Source organism: Nonomuraea sp. NPDC050022, from assembly GCF_044460705.1.
Classification (GTDB): domain Bacteria; phylum Actinomycetota; class Actinomycetes; order Streptosporangiales; family Streptosporangiaceae; genus Nonomuraea.
In genome coordinates, this window is record NZ_JBITKE010000013.1 from 275,925 (window position 1) to 291,365 (window position 15,441).

The following is a 15,441-nucleotide window of genomic DNA, read 5'->3' on the forward strand; positions in this document are numbered from 1 at the left end:
GGAAGTGACGCCTGCACCCTTCGGTGAGTGGCGAAGCATTCGCCGCATAAGGTCGCCAGCATGGCAATCTTGTCCGGCTCTGGCTCTGGCTCTGGCTCTGACTCTGGCGGCGATGCGACGCTAGGTCGCACAGCGTGACGCCGGGAGAGATGCTCGCGGTGTTCGTGGCCGGGGTCTGCGCCGGCACCATCAACACCGTGGTCGGCTCCGGGACACTGATCACCTTTCCCGTTCTGCTGGCCACGGGCCTGCCGCCGGTCACCGCCACGGTCTCCAACGCGCTCGGCATGATCGCCGGCTCCATCAGCGGAGCCATCGGCTACCGGGCCGAACTCACCGGTCAGGGCCGTCGCATCCTGAAACTCAGTGTGGGTGCCATGCTGGGCGGGCTCGCGGGCGCCACGCTCCTGCTGACGCTGCCCGCCACGGCGTTCGAGACGATCGTGCCGGCTCTGGTCGGCCTCGCCCTCGTCCTGGTAGCGTTCCAGCCCTTGATCAGCAGGTACGTACGAAACCGCCGCGAACAGAACGGTAACCCCGGCATCCGGGACGGCGGCCCGCTGCTGTACATCGGCCTCACACTGGCCAGCGTCTACGGCGGCTACTTCGCCGCCGCCCAGGGCATCATCTACGTGTCCCTGATGGGCATGCTCCTGGACGAGACCCTGCAGCGCCTCAATGCCATCAAGACCGTTCTGGTCGCCGTCGTGAATGCCGTCGCCGTGCTCTTCTTCCTCTTCGTCGCGGACTTCGACTGGACGGCCGTCGTACTCATCGCGCTCGGGTCCGCTCTCGGCGGCCAGATCGGCGCCCACATGGGCCGCCGCTTCAGCCCCGCGGTGCTACGGACCCTGATCGTGGCGATCGGTACCGTCACCATCGCCCGCCTGCTGCTGTGGCCGTGATCGGTCACCGGTCCCACCGAACCGGCAACAGCGCGGACGGGACCTGCGGCACGGCCAGCCGCAGGTAGAAGTAGCCGATCCCGGCAAGACCGAGCATCAGGTTCGGGGTCTCCGCGGTATGAGTCCCGCACGGCCAGCTCACGCCGGTGCGCGCGTACCGCTCCAGACCGTGATCGGCGACGAGCCGCGGGATGTCCATGCCGACGGCGCCGGCGCCGAGCCGTGGAATGACCGTGCCGACGGCGCCGACGCCGAGCCGTGGAATGACCGTGCCGGCGGCGCCGAGGACCTCGCGGGCCTCCTCGAAGGGCTCCGCGTTGCCGGCGAGCCCGTGGCAGAGCGAGAAGTCGGCCCCGCCGCCGTTCGCCAGCGGGCGTGTCACCCGCTCCGTGGTGGCGAGCGCCGTCATCGCGTCATGCCGCCACCGCGCCTCGCCGAGCACCTCGTACGCGTACAGCCGGGACAGCGCGATGCCCGGCGCGCCATGGCACCACAGCGTCACGAAGGTGCGGGCGCGGCGGTCGGCCGTATTCTCCCGGAAGTCCGGCCAGTTGCCCTCCCCGACGTCCAGCCAGCGGTCCTCGTACCGCATCGCGTTGCGGGCGCCCGTCGCGAACATCTCCTCGCCGGTCAGCCGGAACACCTCCAGGAAGGCCACGGCGACACCCGCCGCCCCGTGCGAGAGGCCGGTGAGATCGTGCTGGTTACGCAGGCCGGGCGAGCGCCAGGACCAGCCGGTACGGGACTTCCTGGCGGATCTCCCCAGCCATAGGGCCGCCGTGACCGCCGCCTCGGCCATCCGCTCGTCGCCGGTGTACCGGTATCCCAGGGCGAATGCCGGAACGGCCCCGGCCACCCCGGACATGAGGTCGTACTCCTGGTCCCCGCCGTCCGCCACCCCGGACATGAGGTCGCGCTCCTCTCCCCCGCCCTCTGCCGCGTCGGACATGAGGTCGCGCTCCTGCTCTCCGCTCTCCGCCACCCCACTGAGCTGCTGGGCGAGGTCGCGGAGCAGGCCGCTCCCAGCGTCGACGAGCTCCGCGGAGTCGAGCAGCCGGCCGGTGCGCAGCGCGGTCGCCGCCATTCCGGCCCAGCCGCTGTAGAAGCCCAGACGGGCGGCAGGGCTGACGTCCTCGCGCCGGGAGATCGCGTGCCGCATCGCCGCCAGCGCCGTCCGGCGGAACTCGTCCTGGCCGGTGGTCGTGGCCAGCTGGGCGAGGAACAACGCGACGCCGCTGCTGCCCACGTACAGATTGGGGCCCAGCGCCCGATACGTCACCGCACCGACTCGGTCCCGCAGGTCCACCGGCTCGGCCCCGACCCAGTTGCAGCGGTCCCCCGACCAGACGGCCTCCTTCACCAGCCGCTCGCCGATCGCCACCGCGACCGCCAACTGCTCGGCAGCGGGCCCGCCAAACGGCGCGGTCATGGCGCGGTCTTGGGGGGTCATGGCGCGGGAGCCAGGTCGGCGGGCGGATCGGGGCTCAGGTGCGGGGCGTCCAGGTCGATCCCGGCGCGGGCGAAGCGTTCTTCGACGGCCGCCAGTCTGGCCGCGTCGTCCGTCCATCCCGATTCGTGCGACCGTACCAGCGCCTCCGCGAGCAGTCGGCAGCGGTGCTCCCCGAAGCTCTCCCCCGTTCCGGGATCCTCAGCGAACCCCAAGCCGGGCGCCAGCTCAGCGGTGAACACCGGTGTCCGAGGCGCCAGGAACCCACCGATCTCGGCATGCAGCGCCAGCATCAGGTCGGCCAGCTCCGGATGGTCGTCACGGGCCAGGTAGACCACACCCGCGTCGCACCGGCTGAAGGCGCCGGGATCGTTCAGTACCTTGAGCTGGAAGGCCGCGCCCGCCGAGTTGAGCAGCCGCGTCGCGGCCCCGACGAACGGGACGGCCCCGTCCGCGCGGAGGTTCCAGTACAACCGCACCACCCGGCCGCTCGGCCCGGTGTCCATCGGGCGGTCGGCGCGGGCCAGGTAGAAGCCCGGGGAGATCTCGAAGAGCTCCTTGGGCAGCCGCATCGCGGCCCGTTCACCGACGACCGGTACACCCGCCAACTCGGTGGCGTGGACGGTCAGCTCCAGCCCGTTCTTGGCGACCATCACCCCGCGCTCGTCGATTCCGCGCACGTGCCAGCCGTCGTCCAGATATCCCTGCCCGCAGTTCGCCGCCGACAGCGCGGCCGCGAAGCCGCTACGGCTCGCGGACGACCCCTGGACACTCCAGCGCGGCGGCTCGGCCCGGCCGCGCCAGTAGAAGTCGCCGTACAACTGACCGGCCAGCCGGTGCACGAGGTAGTCCCGGCTGGCACGCGGACTGAGCACCTGGGCGGCGCGTACGGTCAGCCGGGGCGACATCCGCCCGAACCAGGTGTAGCGCGTCGGCGGGTGAATACGCGTCGCGGCGACGGCCTCGGCCACCAACGCGCGGCTGTCACTCATCAGCCCCTCCTCGCAGGGTCACGCCAACCAGATCAGCTTCGCCTCGCAGTGGTGCGCCTGCTCCTCCTCGCAAGGGCGGCGCACCAACCGGGTCGGCTCCTCTTCGCGGGCGTACACCCGGCCGGTCGGCCTGGCCTCGCCAAGGCACACCGAGCAGGTGCTCGACCGCTTCTTCCGGCCGTACCAGCACGTTCTCCGCCAATTGCGCCAGGCACACCACGGTCGTGGAGACGCGGGCGGCACCCTGAGCCCGTTCGTACGCCGACTGCAGCAGGCGCGCCCCGGCGTAGCGGGCGCTGCGGATCAGCGCCGCGTCCGCCGTCGCGGCGTCCCACTCACGCGTGCCGGCGTACGCCGCCCAGAACGCGCGCATCGCCGGTCGCATGCGCGTCAGCGGGTACTCGGCCAGCTCCAGGTAGCGGTCGGGCAGCTCGCTGCCGGTCACCGGGATCGAGGCCAGCCAGCAGCCGAGGTAGGCGCCGAACACCGAACCGGTGTCCCAGCACGCGTCTCCCAGGTCGGCGAACTCCCAGTCGACGAGCGCCACCCGGGTACGCCGCCCCGACGCCCCGCTCGCGAGTACCAGGCAGTTGTCCCATTTGACGTCGTGGTGGACGAAGGCATCCTGACGCCAGCCGGTACGCAGCGCCGCGAGCGCCGCCCGGAGCTCCGGGGACGACTGCAGGATGCGGACGAGTTCGAGGCCCGCGTTGCTCATCTCGCGATAGAACGCCGTTCCCGGACGGTCGATCCCGAGCACCCAGGGCAGCCGCCCGGGAAAGTCCGCCGGATTTCGCCGCGCCGCGGCAAAGGCGCGCTCGTGCAGGTCGGCGAGCGCGGTCCCGAGCCGGGTTCCGACGGTGGCCGGAAACCGGCGCGTACGAGAGTGGTACGAGGTGAGATCCCACGCGTCCGGTAGCGCTTCCAGGATGAGCAGATCGCGCTCGGCGTCGAATCCACGGCAGCGCGGCAGTGCTCCCGTTATCCCCCCGCCGCTGGAAGGGCGCGGTAGTGAGTCGAGCAGGTCGAGCAGAGAGTAGACCGCCGCCTCGTGCGCCAGCGACCCGCTCCCGGTCCAGCCGGTAGCCGACTGGACCGGATCGGAACGACCCTGTTTGACGAACAGCCCGACCGCCGGCTCAGCACTCACCAGGACGTTGTGATTGCGGCGGGACGCGTCGACGACGATGAGACCACCGTCGACCACCGCCTCCGGGTGAACGTACTGCCGATCCAGCAGGTAGGTGGTGAGTTCCGGCAGAGCGAGAACCATCGGTCAGCACACGAACTCGCGGGTCGGGCAGAAGGAACCGGTCGGCGTGTCGGGGCAGCTGTTGGTGCAGTCGGTCGTCGGGAATCGGCAGGTCGGGATGTGCTGGTTGATCGAACAGTCGATGCCCTGTGTCCCCGAGGCGCGGACGTAGGGGTCCCGGCGCACCGCGAACGGAGTGACGTCGGCCGAAGGCAGGTACCGGGCCGCGATACCGCCCTGGAGAAAGGACGCTTGCGCGGTGACGCCGTACTGAATGCTCATTGCTTTTCTCCCCATGGGTGTGCGGCGAATGATGTCGTCGCATCCGTTTGTGAGGCGGCCCCCTGGAGATATGGCGTTCCACCACGTTCCAACCCGTTCCATGCCGCATGGCCGGGAACCCGGGGTGAGGTCAGCGGCTGGCGAGCTCAGCGAAGATGTCCACCAATTCAGGCCGGTCGAACGGCCCGAAATGGGGCGCCGCGATGCTTCGCACGTCAGTCAGGTTGTCCGGAGTGAGGCGGTCGGCCTCGTTGATGAACCGGTCCTGCAGCGCCGGCGGAACCAGCCGGTCGAGGGTGAAGCGCACATAGGTACGGGGAATCCGGCCCCAGGTCTCCGCCTGGCCCCGGGCTTCGGCCATGGGGATGCCGGCGGTCTCGTCTGGTTCGAGCAGGTTGAGTAGCCGGCTCACACCTTCGTCGGTGAAGTCGCCGGCAAGGGCCGCTTTGACGCCTTGGAACACCACCGGGTCGGCCGAGCGCCAGTTGAGCCGGCTCACCCCCAGGACCGCCGGGTCGGCGACCATCGCCGCGGTCAATTGGGGGAACAGGCTCTCGCTGTTCTCCGGCGTTTCGAGGTAGGCGGCCATGTTCGGCAGGTCGACGCAGCAGTACGCCGCGACATAGACCACCCGGTCGAGCAGGTCGGGGATGGCGTTGCCGACCCTGCTCACGGTGACCCCGCCCTGGTCGACGCCGGCGAGGATCACCGGCCCGTGGCGGCGGGCGCGGCGCACCACATCCTCAACCCGCTCGACATAGTCGTCGATGGTGATCTTGGCGAGCGGCGACGGCTCGGTCGCCAGCGCCTCAAGATCCTGCGGGGCCTGGTACCCACGAGGGAAGTACGCCTCGCTGCCGTGTCCAGGAAGGTCGACGGCCACGCTCCGGTGCCCGCGCAGGTTGAGTTCGGTGATCAGCCCCGACGCCAGAGCGGACGAGGAGTTGGTGCCGTGGACGAACACCAGGGTCGGCGGGCGCCGATCAACGTTGGCCGCTGCTTCGTGGGTCATCTGTTCTTCCCTTGTGTTTGTTGGTGGATACCGCTGTGTTTGTCGGGTGCCGCGAATTGGCAGCGGTGTTTGTCGGGTGCCGCGAGTCGGCGGCTGTGTTTGTTGGGTGCCGCGAGTCGGCGGCGTTGTCGTACATCGGCCGTCAACGACTCGGGGGCCGCCACATCGGCCATAGGAGCGGGCTGTCGGCCACGCGAAGCGGTTCGCCGAGATTCTCGAATCCGTACCGCAGGTAGAGGGCCCGGCTCCGGGGCGAACTCGCCTCCAGATAAGTGCCGAGCCCGTCGGCGTCCGCTCGCGCCAGCCGGTGCCGCAGCATCGCCGAGCCCAGCCCGGCGCCCCGCCGCTCGCCGACCACCCCTATGCACGGCAGGTAGAGGTGCGGTTCGTGAGCGGGGTGCCGCTCAGCCAGTGCCTCATCCAGAGCCCGCGCCCGCGCGCCGATCTCACTGAAGCCCATGTCCGACCCCGCGTCCGGGCCCGTCTCCGGTGCATCCGGACGCCCCTCATAGACCGGATGCTCTCCAGAGAGCGTTTGACCCGCGGCCAGCGTCAGCCACACCGACGCCCCCTCGCGACGGCCGACCAGGTATGCCTCCCCGGCGGGATGGCTGAGCAAGGCGCGGTAGAAGCGCGGCTGCAGCCGACCTCTCTCGCCCGCCGCAGGAAAGGCCCAGCAGGCGACGGGATCGTTCATGAACGCCACGGCGAGGACGTCCAACACCGCCTGATGGTCTTCGACATCCGCCCGCCGCACGGATGCGTACGCCGTATCAAGTGCCATGCGCACACGGTATCGACGCCGCCAGCCGCGTGCGCTTTATCCGGCCATTTAGCAAAAACAAGTGCACTAGTCCTGCCAGATATTGCACTAGTACATTTCCAGCAGCATAAAGGGCTCGGGGACTCCAACCCGTACACGGTCAGGAGGATCCGTCACCCAGCACCTGAGGCCGCTCCCACACGTCACGGCCGTTACGCCAAAGCTCGGAAGCATGCTGCGCGAGCCGGTCGAACAGGCCGTCGTCCTGATGGCGCCGCAGGTGCAGCAGCGGTGAGTCGTGCCCCACCAGCTTGGCCAGGTGCGGGGCGACGAGCATCTCGGAGTCGAAGCGGAACACGCTCATGGCGAGGTGCTCGTCGCCGAACCGGGCCTCCACCCCCGCGACGTCCCGCAGTCGCTCGATCGCGGACAGAGTGATCCGGATGCGGGTCGAGACGCTCAGCGGAGCGTTCTCCACCTCCTCACGGTGGCGGGTCACGTCGCTCTCCGGGTCTCCGACCACGAACCAGATCTTGCATCCCTGCTGGGCTTTCCGCTCAAGGAGCGTCACCAGGTTGGGGTGTTCGAGCCACAAGAAGTAGTTGGTGTAGTCGGCGAACACGATCTCGTCGTCCGCGGAGTTGATCAGATTGCACCAGTTCGATTTCGGACACGCGGAACGATACGGATAGACGGTCAAGACTTCGCGATCCGGCCCAGTTTTGAGGGTGTTGCGAAGAGCGTCTGGCCATAGCACGGAATGTCTCAGCTCCTAGTGCCTCTCCGACGGACCACTGGCGTCGGGGCGTGGAAGGCGAGTTCGTCCTGCAACCAGCGTTGGCCACGGTGCACCTCGGGGGACTGAGGACGTCGGGGACGTTTTGACGTTAACGCCGGAAGGTCCTGGACGTCTCGATAACGCGGTGTGCACGGCGCATGACGCACGGAGAACTACGGCGACAGTACGACTCGAGTAGCCACCACAACGCCTGCATTCGAACGCGGATACGACTGCGAAGAGTGATCTATAGCCTACATAACGTGTCTGACGCGACTACCGTTTCAGACGACGGACCACCCGCCACCCATGGAGCCCCCCGCTGTGTGGACCAAACACTCCGCCGTCATCGCCACAGCCCTGACCCTGGCCACCACGCCAGCTAACTGCGGCAGCGGCAGCGGCAGCACCACCCATCCCGCAGGCCGCCACGGCTGCGTCAACTCGTGGGGACCGCTTACCGTCGTCCAGGTCGGCACCGCCGAACCCCGCATCCGAGCGAGCCTCCGCGTCAGGTGCGACCAAGAGGTCATCACCACCTTCATGGCCAGGTTCGCCATCGACCACAAGGACGGTCGTTTCGCCGACTGGTACGAGGTCGACTACGACCATTACCACGAACTGCCCGGACTCGCTCACTCGTACCCATTGCTGTCGCGGCCGTGTCGGGATGGCTGGTACCGCGCCCGAGCGTCGATCTCCGGCACGTTCATCGACGGCAGCCCCTACAAGGTCACCGACGAGAGCAGCAGTACCAGCTTGGACTGCGACAACTCCGAGCCGCTCACATGAACGGCGCTGCTGGATCTCCCCGGTGCGAACACGAGATGTGCAGGCGCGGGTGCGCGGGCACCACGCCTGCCGCCCAGCAGCAAGCCGCGTCCGAGTCGGCCTGCGGGATGTTCCCTGTCGCGTAGATGGGCTCGGCTGCCATCGGATCAGCGTCGGCCGGCCAGACGCCCCAGCCGCCGTGCCACCAGGCGACCCGCCACACCTGCTCGTCCCCTTCCGCTGGCGGGTCATCTGCGAACGCATGGATGGGCCGGTGCCAGAACCAGCGCCGTCGACTCGGCCGAAAGTAGAAGCCCTGGCGCTTGTGACCGAACATGCACCTAGGGTTGCACGAGAACTAGCGGCTTGCACGGTGAGTGCTGTAGCGATCTTGCCGTGCCGCCGTGAGCGATGGATCCAGGCACCACCTTCAACCATGGTCGGCCTCCATCCGAATGAGAAAGACGTCAGCGCAGGGCGTCGCGGAGCGCCTGGGCGAAGGGTTCCGGATCGTTGATGAAGGCGATGTGGTTGCCCGGAAACTCGACGTACGGGCAGCCGGTGCGCTCGGCGACGATGGGCGCGGTACGGGCATAGAACGCGCCGGTGCTGGCGCTGCCGGCCGCACTGACCATCGCCACCCCGTTGACGCGGATCCGGTCGAGGTCCGGCGTGTAGTACGTGATCGGCAGGAACTCTCGCGACAGAAAGAACTGGCTGTTCGGGGTGATGTTCTCCGCCGAGATGCGGGCGACCGTGGATTCGTGGAAGCCCACGAAGGAGGAGTGGAACACCTTCATGGCCGCGACCTCGCCCTCTTTGACGAAGGTGTCGTGGGCACCGTCCATGAACGTCTGCCAGAAACGGCCGTCGGGCAGGATCGACATGACCGGAGCCTCGTGGGCGATCAGTTTTGTGATCGCTTCCGGGTGGTGAGCGGCCAGTTCGAGGCCGATGGAGGCGCCGCAACTGTTGCCGAAGATGTAGGCCCGCTCGTGGCCCAGGGCATGGATCACGGCGACGGCGTCGCGGGCCTGCTGGGCCATGTCCATGTCCTGGGTGGTGTCGCCGGTGCTGCGGGAGTTGCACCGGCGGTCATAGCTGACCACCGTGTACTCCTCGGCGAGCAGGGCGGCCAGGCCCTGGTGACGGGCGGCGTCGCCGCCACCGCCGGAGATCAGCAGCAGCAGCGGGCCGCGGCCCTGGTAGTCGTAGACGATCTGCGCGCCCTCGGTGTGAACGCTGTCCGTGGTGATCATGAACTCTCCTTAAGATGCTGGGCGCATCTAATTGCGTTTCGGTACGCTAACACGCGTAAGATGCGAAGCGCATCCTAAGGAGTGATCAAGTGACGGCCACGCGGCGACGGGGAGAACGGCTGGAGCACGCCATCCTGGACGCGACCTGGCAGATAGTGACCGAAGTCGGCTATGCCAGGCTGACGTTCGAAGCGGTTGCCGCGCTGGCCGGCACCAGCCGCCCGGTGCTCAGCCGGAGATGGCCCACCCGGGCCGAACTCGCGCTCGCCGCCATGGAGCACGCCGCCCCGCCCAGCATCAAGGCGCCGGACACCGGCAGCCTGCGTTCGGACCTGATCGAGCTGCTACGGCAGGCGGTGAACGGGCTCGGCACCGTACGCGGCGAGGTGCTGGCGGGATTGGCCGCGGAAACGGCCCGCGACCCGGACGCCACCGCCGCCCTGCACGCCTGGCTCGCCCGCTCCACCCGCGAAGACACGACGGCGACCGTACTCGCCAGGGCAGCGGACCGGCACGAGATCCGCGCCGTGGACCTGTCGCCGCGAGTGCTCCGACTGCCCTTCGACCTGGTACGCAACGAAGTGGTCGTCTACGGCCACCTGCCCGCCGACGACACGACCACCTCCATCGTCGACGATGTCCTCCTCCCCCTCATCCACCAACTCACCACCGCCTGACAACGCGTCAAGAGACCCATTCGCCCGTGGAGCCCATGCGGCCCCAACGCAGCCAGCCACCCGCGCACGGCCATCGCCGCCCTTCGCAACATCAGCGTGTCACCCTGGCTCAGGCCCTGGCCATCTGCTCGGGCATGCCGAACTCGGAGGCCATGTGGAGGACCTGGCCGCTCTCCTCCAGGACGCACTTGGTGCCGATGTGCGACCCGGCGCTGGTCACGGCCTCGACCAGCAACTCATCGAGGCGGGATGAGCCGTTCGCCGCGCCGAGGACTCGGGCCTCCTGCACCCGCTCAGCACACTCCGCTCACGCGCAGGTGCATGGGCAGTTCCTCAATCTCATCCGGGCCGACCTAGCGAACCTCGATCGACTCGTCGCTGCGCGCTAGGTGGTCTCCGGTTCCCAGTGTTCGCGGTCCGCGACCTTCGAGCCGATGCCCGGCTCTGTCCGGATCAAGCCGTCCGCGCGAAGCTGCCGGATGACCTTCTGTGCTGTGGCGTTCGCGATGCCGAACTCTGCCGTCAGGTCCACGAGCGACGGGACGCGCTCCCCGACTTCGATTTCTCCTGAGCGGATCCGTCCGCTGATCACCGCGTACACCTGTCGCCAACGAGGCTGTTCGGTCTCGATCTGTGCCACGTGATCACGCTAGGGACATCTGCCTCACGTGGCGATGGCGGCGCACCTAGTAGACCTAGCGCACGTAGCGCACTAGCCCTACTCTTGGCACCAGGACAAGACAGGTGAGCGAGGCGAGGCTCAATGGATCAGCCCGATTACCAGACCCCAACCCCGATGGTCGGATTCGAGGTCTGGCGCCAGGATGACGGGACGTGGCGCGGTCGGCACAAGGACAGCGGCCGGGAGATCAGCGCGGAACACTGGGAACTGCTCATCTGGCGGGCCCGCGAAACGGTCATGTTCGTAGCGATCACGAATATGATCGAGCTTCTCCAGCGAGTCACCCCAGACACCGGCGAATCCAAGTGACCGCCGTTCACGTCGGTCTGGAGTGGACCCCATACATCGAGCGCGTCGAGCGCTCCCGCGTGCTGGAGTTCGTCGCGATGGGCAGAGTCGAGTACGAACTGTGCGGCGAAGGTGGACAGTGGGTCATCCGGCGCACCGACCGAACCAACGGCCCGACCGTCGTCACGGAGTCGAGCCGGGGACGGCCACGCGACGTTCAAGAAGTCTGGCGGAAGATCTGGCTCTGGGGTTGACCGCTCACGGCTGGCCGTGTCGCTTCAGGAGGCCACCGCAAGGGCCACGGCCCGTCATCAGGGCGGAAGAAAGAGCGGGTCACCGGCGGTCAACGATTCTGTTAATGCGGAAAAGCGTAAGGGGCTCGAATACTTGGGTTTCGCTACCGACCAACTCCGGCGTCCCCCTGGACGACAATGCGCTGCTCGCTTTCGACTGCCGGAGTACTGGACGTGGTCGAATCGGCCGAATGCCGGGGAGCGCGAGGGGCTGGCAAGCCCCTCGCCCGGGGGCGAAGCCCCCAATAAGAGCGCCCGAGCGAAGCGAGGACCATGCTTTTGTGGGGCATGGGGGCGCAGCCCCCATTGAACACAGCCCGACCTTCCATAGCGCGAAGCGCCCAAAGAGGGAGGCCCTTGCTTGTCAGGGGTGGTAGCCGATCTGCTGGAGTACGGCCGTGAGGTACGACTTGACGTCGGCCGCGCTCGTCGAGTCCGGATACGCGCCGAGGTGGTGCAGTATCGCGCCGGTGAGCAGCTGCTGGATGATGTTCAGGTCCCTGTCGGGTGGTAGCTGGCCGTTGTCGCGGGCCCGGCTCAGTGTCGTGATCTCGGCCGAGGCGCGGCCGCCGCTATAGGAGTTGCGGTACGTCTGGAGCAGCTCGGGATAGTCGTCCACGGCGCCATAAAGCCGGCGGAGCATGCAGCGGTTTCGGGGCATGCTCAGATAGGTGGCCCAGTCGGTCAGCATCCGGTCGATGTCCGGCCAGTCGAGGATCTCCGACTCGGGCGCCTGGTGGACCGACTCGATGGCCTGGATCAGCAGTGAGGTCTTGTCGGGGAATCTCCGGTAGACGGTGGCCCTGGTCACGCCGGCCCGTTGGGCGACCTGCTCGATGCTGGTGAGCACGGCGCCCCGTTCGATCAGCAGGTCCAGTGCGGCGGCGAGGATGGCCGCGTCCACCTCCTGGCTGCGCGGCCGACCAGCCGGCCGCTGCGAGGCCGCGGTGCCGCTCATGTTGACCGCCCAGGGAGAGCCACCACGCTCATCCCCTCCACGCCGACGAGCGGGCCGACGAACGGGCCGACGAAGATGCTCGCGAAGATGCCGGGCCAGCAGCCGACGAAGGGCCCGGCGAACGGACCGGGCGAGGTGCCAGGGGACGTACCGGCGATGGTGCAGACGAAGGCGCCGGCGGAGGTGCGAGACACGACCGCATTGTAGCCGCGCGGCACCGGACCGGCCCGAGCGGCCCGAGCGGCGAGCCGGGGTGATCGAAGGGCATGGGGTCTCCTGCGGTTTGATTTCAATACAGTACTGTACTGTATTGGTAGTGGCTCGAAGCCCTTCACACGAGAGGGCAGATGGGATTCAGCGATGAGCGCCTACGTACTCGGCTTCCACGAGATCGACAAGACCCTGCTCCCCCAGGTCGGCGGGAAGGGCGCCAACCTCGGCGAGCTGTCCGGCATCGACGGCGTTCGCGTGCCGGACGGGTTCTGCGTGACCACTGCGGCGTATCGGGCGATCGTGGAGGAGGACCCCACGGTCAGCGCGCTGATCGATGGGCTGGCCGGTCTGCGGGCCGACGACCGCCCGGCTATCGCCGCCGCCTGCGCCCGCCTTCGTGCGACGATCGAGGCGCTGGCCGTACCCGCTGAGATCGAGCGGGACATCGTCACCCACCTGGCGGAGCTCGGCGACGTCCCCTGTGCCGTACGGTCGAGCGCCACCGCCGAGGACCTGCCGTCGAGCTCCTTCGCCGGCCAGCAGGACACCTACCTGAACGTCCGCGGCCCCGAGTCGGTGGTCCACAACGTCAGGCGGTGCTGGGCTTCGCTGTTCACCGACCGGGCGGTGGCGTACCGCATCAGGAGCGGCTTCGACCACCGCGCGGTCCAGGTCTCGGTGGTCGTGCAGCGGATGGTCTTCCCCGAGGCGGCGGGCATCATGTTCACCGCCGACCCCGTCACGTCCAACCGGACGGTGGTCTCGATCGACGCGGGCTACGGCCTGGGCGAGGCGCTGGTCTCCGGCCTGGTCAACGCCGACACCTACCGGGTCAAGGCGGGACAGATCATCGACAAGGTGGTCTCCGTCCAGACGATGGAGCTGCGCGCCTCGGCGGATGGCGGCACGGAGGAGCGGCCGGTGGAGGCCGCGCGGCAGAACGCGCAGACCCTGGCCGACGAGCAGATCCTTCAGCTGGAGACCCTCGGGCGGCGGATCGAGGCCCACTTCGGCCGGCCGCAGGACATCGAGTGGGGCCTGTCCGACGGTGTGTTCCACGTGCTGCAGAGCCGTCCCATCACCACGCTGTACCCGGTTCCGGCCTCGGACGACGGCAAGAACCACGTCTACATCTCCTACGGGCACCGCCAGATGATGACCGACGCGTTCACCCCGCTCGGCCTGTCGTTCTTCCTCCTGCTGGACGAGTGGCTCGGCCGGCCGAAGATGGCGGTGGCCGGGAACCGGTTCTACAAGGACATGTCCAACGAGCTCTCGTCGACGTGGGCCCGGCCGGTCACGATCAAGAGTCTCGGCCAGGTCGACGTGCTGATGGCCAACGCCCTGCGCACCGTGCTGAGCAGGAAGGACTTCGTCAAAGGGCTGGCCCACGGGAAGACTTCGGTAATGAGCTTCGGCAAGGGCGGGCCCCTGCCGATGGCCCGCCAATACCTCAAGCTGTCCCGCGAGGACGACCCCCGCGTGGTCCCCGAGCTCATCGAGCAGAATGAGGAGTCGGTGGCCAGGCTCCGGGAGGCGATCGCCGGCAAGTCCGGTGACGACGTGTTCGCGTTCATCATCGAGGACCATCGCGAGCTGACCGACATCATGTTCGAGCCGCGGAGCGTGGCGTCAGCGTTCCTCGGCATCCAATCGGTGAACTGGGTCAACAAGCACATGAACGCCTGGCTGGGCGTGAAGAACGCCGCCGACGCCGTCGGCCAGTCGGCCGACCACAACGTCGTCGCGGCGATGGGGCTCGACCTGCTCGACGTCGCCGACGTGGTGCGGCAGTACCCGGCCGTCCTCGACTATCTCGGCGGAGGCGCGGACGAAGGCGGAGGCAGGGGCGCGGGCGAAGGCGGATCCGAGCGCGACATGTTCTTCACCGGGCTCTCCGGCCTCGACGGCGGTGACGTCGTGCGCCAGGCCATCGAGGAGTACCTGCACAAGTACGGCATGCACTGCCAGGGCGACATCGACATCACCAGGACGCGCTGGAGCGAGGACCCGACGCTGCTCGTCCCGCTCATCCTCGGCAACATCAAGAACTTTCCGCCCGGCGAGCGCGAGCGCCGCGTCGAGCAGGGCCGTGCGGACGCCGAGCGCTCGATGAACGACCTCCTGGACCAGCTGAGAAGCAAGGTGGGCGGCCGGAAGGCGAAGAAGGCGGCGCGGCAGATGAGCCTGGTGCGCCACTTCATCGGATACCGGGAGTACTCCAAGCACGCGTGCCTGCAGCGCTACGGCCTGTACAAGCAGGCGTTGATGGGCGAGGCCAGGAAGCTGGTGGCGCAGGGAGTGATCAAGGAGCCGGAGGATGTCTACTTCCTGTCGCTGGAGGAGTTCAGGCAGGTGGTCAACAGCGGGCGGCTGGACTACGCGGTGATCACCGAGCGGCGGGAGGCGCACGAGACGTACCAGAAGCTGACCCCGCCGCGAGTGATCACCTCGGAGGGCGAGGTGATCAACGGCGAGTACGACGCGGGCGACCGGCCCGAGGGGGCGCTGGCGGGCATCCCGGTGTCGTCCGGCGTCGTGGAGGGCCGCGCGCGGGTCGTGCTGAGCATGGAGGACGCCGAGGTGGAGGAGGGCGACATCCTGGTCACGGTCTTCACCGACCCGAGCTGGTCGGCGCTGTTCGTCTCGGTGAAGGGCGTCGTCATGGAGGTCGGCGGGGTGATGACGCACGGCGCGGTGGTCGCGCGGGAGTACGGACTGCCGTCGGTCGTCGGCGTGGAGGGCGCCACCCAGCGCATCAAGGACGGGCAGCTCATCCGGGTGAACGGAAGCGAAGGCTACGTGGAGCTGCTGTCCTGATCGTCCCGAAAGCGAAGACCGAAAGCGAAGACTACGTGGAGCTTCCCGA

General features: G+C 68.3%; 19 protein-coding genes. 6 read left to right on the forward strand and 13 right to left on the reverse strand.

The window, feature by feature from the left end:
* Positions 1-134: 134 nt before the first annotated feature.
* Positions 135-905: a sulfite exporter TauE/SafE family protein gene (locus ACIBO2_RS45440; protein ID WP_358532946.1), complete on the forward strand. Its 771-nt coding sequence runs from the start codon at positions 135-137 to the stop codon at positions 903-905.
* A 4-nt stretch (positions 906-909) separates the two neighbouring features.
* On the opposite strand, the gene ACIBO2_RS45445 is transcribed toward ACIBO2_RS45440, so the two are convergent.
* The 7 genes from ACIBO2_RS45445 to ACIBO2_RS45475 all read right to left on the reverse strand — a co-directional run bounded on the left by ACIBO2_RS45445 (position 910) and on the right by ACIBO2_RS45475 (position 7,353).
* The gene (locus ACIBO2_RS45445) at positions 910-2,334 is read right to left on the reverse strand and encodes a lanthionine synthetase LanC family protein (RefSeq protein ID WP_397304275.1); all 1,425 of its coding nucleotides are present in this window, start codon (positions 2,332-2,334) and stop codon (positions 910-912) included.
* Between the two features lie 17 nt (positions 2,335-2,351).
* On the reverse strand, positions 2,352-3,344 hold the full coding sequence (locus ACIBO2_RS45450) for a T3SS effector HopA1 family protein (RefSeq protein WP_358532952.1): 993 nt from the start codon (positions 3,342-3,344) through the stop codon (positions 2,352-2,354).
* Positions 3,337-4,617: a phosphotransferase gene (locus tag ACIBO2_RS45455; RefSeq protein ID WP_358532955.1), complete on the reverse strand. Its 1,281-nt coding sequence runs from the start codon at positions 4,615-4,617 to the stop codon at positions 3,337-3,339. Before ACIBO2_RS45455 ends, ACIBO2_RS45450 begins: the two co-directional genes overlap by 8 nt.
* A 3-nt stretch (positions 4,618-4,620) precedes the next feature.
* Positions 4,621-4,878, reverse strand: a complete 258-nt coding sequence (locus ACIBO2_RS45460) for a hypothetical protein (protein ID WP_358532957.1) — start codon at positions 4,876-4,878, stop codon at positions 4,621-4,623.
* Between the two features lie 130 nt (positions 4,879-5,008).
* Positions 5,009-5,890, reverse strand: a complete 882-nt coding sequence (locus ACIBO2_RS45465) for an alpha/beta hydrolase (protein ID WP_358532959.1) — start codon at positions 5,888-5,890, stop codon at positions 5,009-5,011.
* A 142-nt stretch (positions 5,891-6,032) separates the two neighbouring features.
* Entirely contained in the window at positions 6,033-6,674 is a 642-nt protein-coding gene (locus ACIBO2_RS45470; RefSeq protein WP_358532962.1) for a GNAT family N-acetyltransferase, read from the reverse strand.
* A 139-nt stretch (positions 6,675-6,813) separates the two neighbouring features.
* Positions 6,814-7,353 (reverse strand): hypothetical protein, encoded by a 540-nt coding sequence (locus tag ACIBO2_RS45475; RefSeq protein ID WP_358532964.1) that lies wholly within the window; start codon positions 7,351-7,353, stop codon positions 6,814-6,816.
* Positions 7,354-7,755: 402 nt separating this feature from the next.
* On the opposite strand from ACIBO2_RS45475, the gene ACIBO2_RS45480 reads away from it, so the two are divergent.
* On the forward strand, positions 7,756-8,223 hold the full coding sequence (locus ACIBO2_RS45480; RefSeq protein ID WP_358532967.1) for a hypothetical protein: 468 nt from the start codon (positions 7,756-7,758) through the stop codon (positions 8,221-8,223).
* On the opposite strand, the gene ACIBO2_RS45485 is transcribed toward ACIBO2_RS45480, so the two are convergent.
* Positions 8,216-8,539, reverse strand: a complete 324-nt coding sequence (locus ACIBO2_RS45485; protein WP_358532969.1) for a hypothetical protein — start codon at positions 8,537-8,539, stop codon at positions 8,216-8,218. The genes ACIBO2_RS45480 and ACIBO2_RS45485 overlap by 8 nt on opposite strands.
* 130 nt (positions 8,540-8,669) lie before the next feature.
* Positions 8,670-9,461: an alpha/beta hydrolase gene (locus ACIBO2_RS45490; RefSeq protein WP_358532971.1), complete on the reverse strand. Its 792-nt coding sequence runs from the start codon at positions 9,459-9,461 to the stop codon at positions 8,670-8,672.
* An 89-nt stretch (positions 9,462-9,550) separates the two neighbouring features.
* Between ACIBO2_RS45490 and ACIBO2_RS45495 the strand changes: the two genes are divergently transcribed.
* The gene (locus ACIBO2_RS45495) at positions 9,551-10,138 is read left to right on the forward strand and encodes a TetR/AcrR family transcriptional regulator (protein WP_397304276.1); all 588 of its coding nucleotides are present in this window, start codon (positions 9,551-9,553) and stop codon (positions 10,136-10,138) included.
* A gap of 109 nt (positions 10,139-10,247) precedes the next feature.
* On the opposite strand, the gene ACIBO2_RS45500 is transcribed toward ACIBO2_RS45495, so the two are convergent.
* Complete coding sequence (locus ACIBO2_RS45500) at positions 10,248-10,427, reverse strand: hypothetical protein (RefSeq protein WP_358532975.1); 180 nt, start codon at positions 10,425-10,427, stop codon at positions 10,248-10,250.
* 96 nt (positions 10,428-10,523) lie between these two features.
* Positions 10,524-10,778 carry a winged helix-turn-helix domain-containing protein gene (locus ACIBO2_RS45505; RefSeq protein WP_358532978.1) on the reverse strand — a complete coding sequence of 85 codons (255 nt, stop codon included), beginning with the start codon at positions 10,776-10,778 and terminating at the stop codon, positions 10,524-10,526.
* Positions 10,779-10,901: 123 nt separating this feature from the next.
* Between ACIBO2_RS45505 and ACIBO2_RS45510 the strand changes: the two genes are divergently transcribed.
* Together ACIBO2_RS45510 and ACIBO2_RS45515 are read left to right on the forward strand one after the other, a co-directional pair.
* On the forward strand, positions 10,902-11,129 hold the full coding sequence (locus ACIBO2_RS45510; RefSeq protein ID WP_397304277.1) for a hypothetical protein: 228 nt from the start codon (positions 10,902-10,904) through the stop codon (positions 11,127-11,129).
* Positions 11,126-11,362 carry a hypothetical protein gene (locus ACIBO2_RS45515; protein ID WP_358532984.1) on the forward strand — a complete coding sequence of 79 codons (237 nt, stop codon included), beginning with the start codon at positions 11,126-11,128 and terminating at the stop codon, positions 11,360-11,362. The genes ACIBO2_RS45510 and ACIBO2_RS45515 overlap by 4 nt, the downstream gene beginning before the upstream one ends.
* Positions 11,363-11,765: 403 nt before the next feature.
* Here the strand turns inward: ACIBO2_RS45515 and ACIBO2_RS45520 are convergent, their stop codons facing one another.
* On the reverse strand, positions 11,766-12,359 hold the full coding sequence (locus ACIBO2_RS45520) for a TetR/AcrR family transcriptional regulator (protein ID WP_358532987.1): 594 nt from the start codon (positions 12,357-12,359) through the stop codon (positions 11,766-11,768).
* Positions 12,356-12,553, reverse strand: coding sequence for a hypothetical protein (locus ACIBO2_RS45525; RefSeq protein WP_358532990.1), 198 nt, complete (start codon positions 12,551-12,553; stop codon positions 12,356-12,358). Before ACIBO2_RS45525 ends, ACIBO2_RS45520 begins: the two co-directional genes overlap by 4 nt.
* Before the next feature lie 166 nt (positions 12,554-12,719).
* On the opposite strand from ACIBO2_RS45525, the gene rph reads away from it, so the two are divergent.
* Positions 12,720-15,392: a rifamycin-inactivating phosphotransferase gene (gene rph / locus ACIBO2_RS45530; RefSeq protein WP_397304279.1), complete on the forward strand. Its 2,673-nt coding sequence runs from the start codon at positions 12,720-12,722 to the stop codon at positions 15,390-15,392.
* The last annotated feature ends 49 nt before the right edge of the window (positions 15,393-15,441 follow it).

What these genes read in the sequence shown, in the direction of transcription:
- rph (WP_397304279.1), top strand. Translation starts at nt 12,720, where the DNA reads ATGAGCGCCTACGTACTCGGCTTCCACGAGATCGACAAGACCCTGCTC.
- ACIBO2_RS45485 (WP_358532969.1), bottom strand. Translation starts at nt 8,539, where the DNA reads ATGTTCGGTCACAAGCGCCAGGGCTTCTACTTTCGGCCGAGTCGACGG.
- ACIBO2_RS45470 (WP_358532962.1), bottom strand. Translation starts at nt 6,674, where the DNA reads ATGGCACTTGATACGGCGTACGCATCCGTGCGGCGGGCGGATGTCGAA.
- ACIBO2_RS45450 (WP_358532952.1), bottom strand. Translation starts at nt 3,344, where the DNA reads ATGAGTGACAGCCGCGCGTTGGTGGCCGAGGCCGTCGCCGCGACGCGT.
- ACIBO2_RS45510 (WP_397304277.1), top strand. Translation starts at nt 10,902, where the DNA reads ATGGATCAGCCCGATTACCAGACCCCAACCCCGATGGTCGGATTCGAG.
- ACIBO2_RS45455 (WP_358532955.1), bottom strand. Translation starts at nt 4,617, where the DNA reads ATGGTTCTCGCTCTGCCGGAACTCACCACCTACCTGCTGGATCGGCAG.
- ACIBO2_RS45445 (WP_397304275.1), bottom strand. Translation starts at nt 2,334, where the DNA reads ATGACCGCGCCGTTTGGCGGGCCCGCTGCCGAGCAGTTGGCGGTCGCG.
- ACIBO2_RS45465 (WP_358532959.1), bottom strand. Translation starts at nt 5,890, where the DNA reads ATGACCCACGAAGCAGCGGCCAACGTTGATCGGCGCCCGCCGACCCTG.
- ACIBO2_RS45520 (WP_358532987.1), bottom strand. Translation starts at nt 12,359, where the DNA reads ATGAGCGGCACCGCGGCCTCGCAGCGGCCGGCTGGTCGGCCGCGCAGC.
- ACIBO2_RS45490 (WP_358532971.1), bottom strand. Translation starts at nt 9,461, where the DNA reads ATGATCACCACGGACAGCGTTCACACCGAGGGCGCGCAGATCGTCTAC.
- ACIBO2_RS45460 (WP_358532957.1), bottom strand. Translation starts at nt 4,878, where the DNA reads ATGAGCATTCAGTACGGCGTCACCGCGCAAGCGTCCTTTCTCCAGGGC.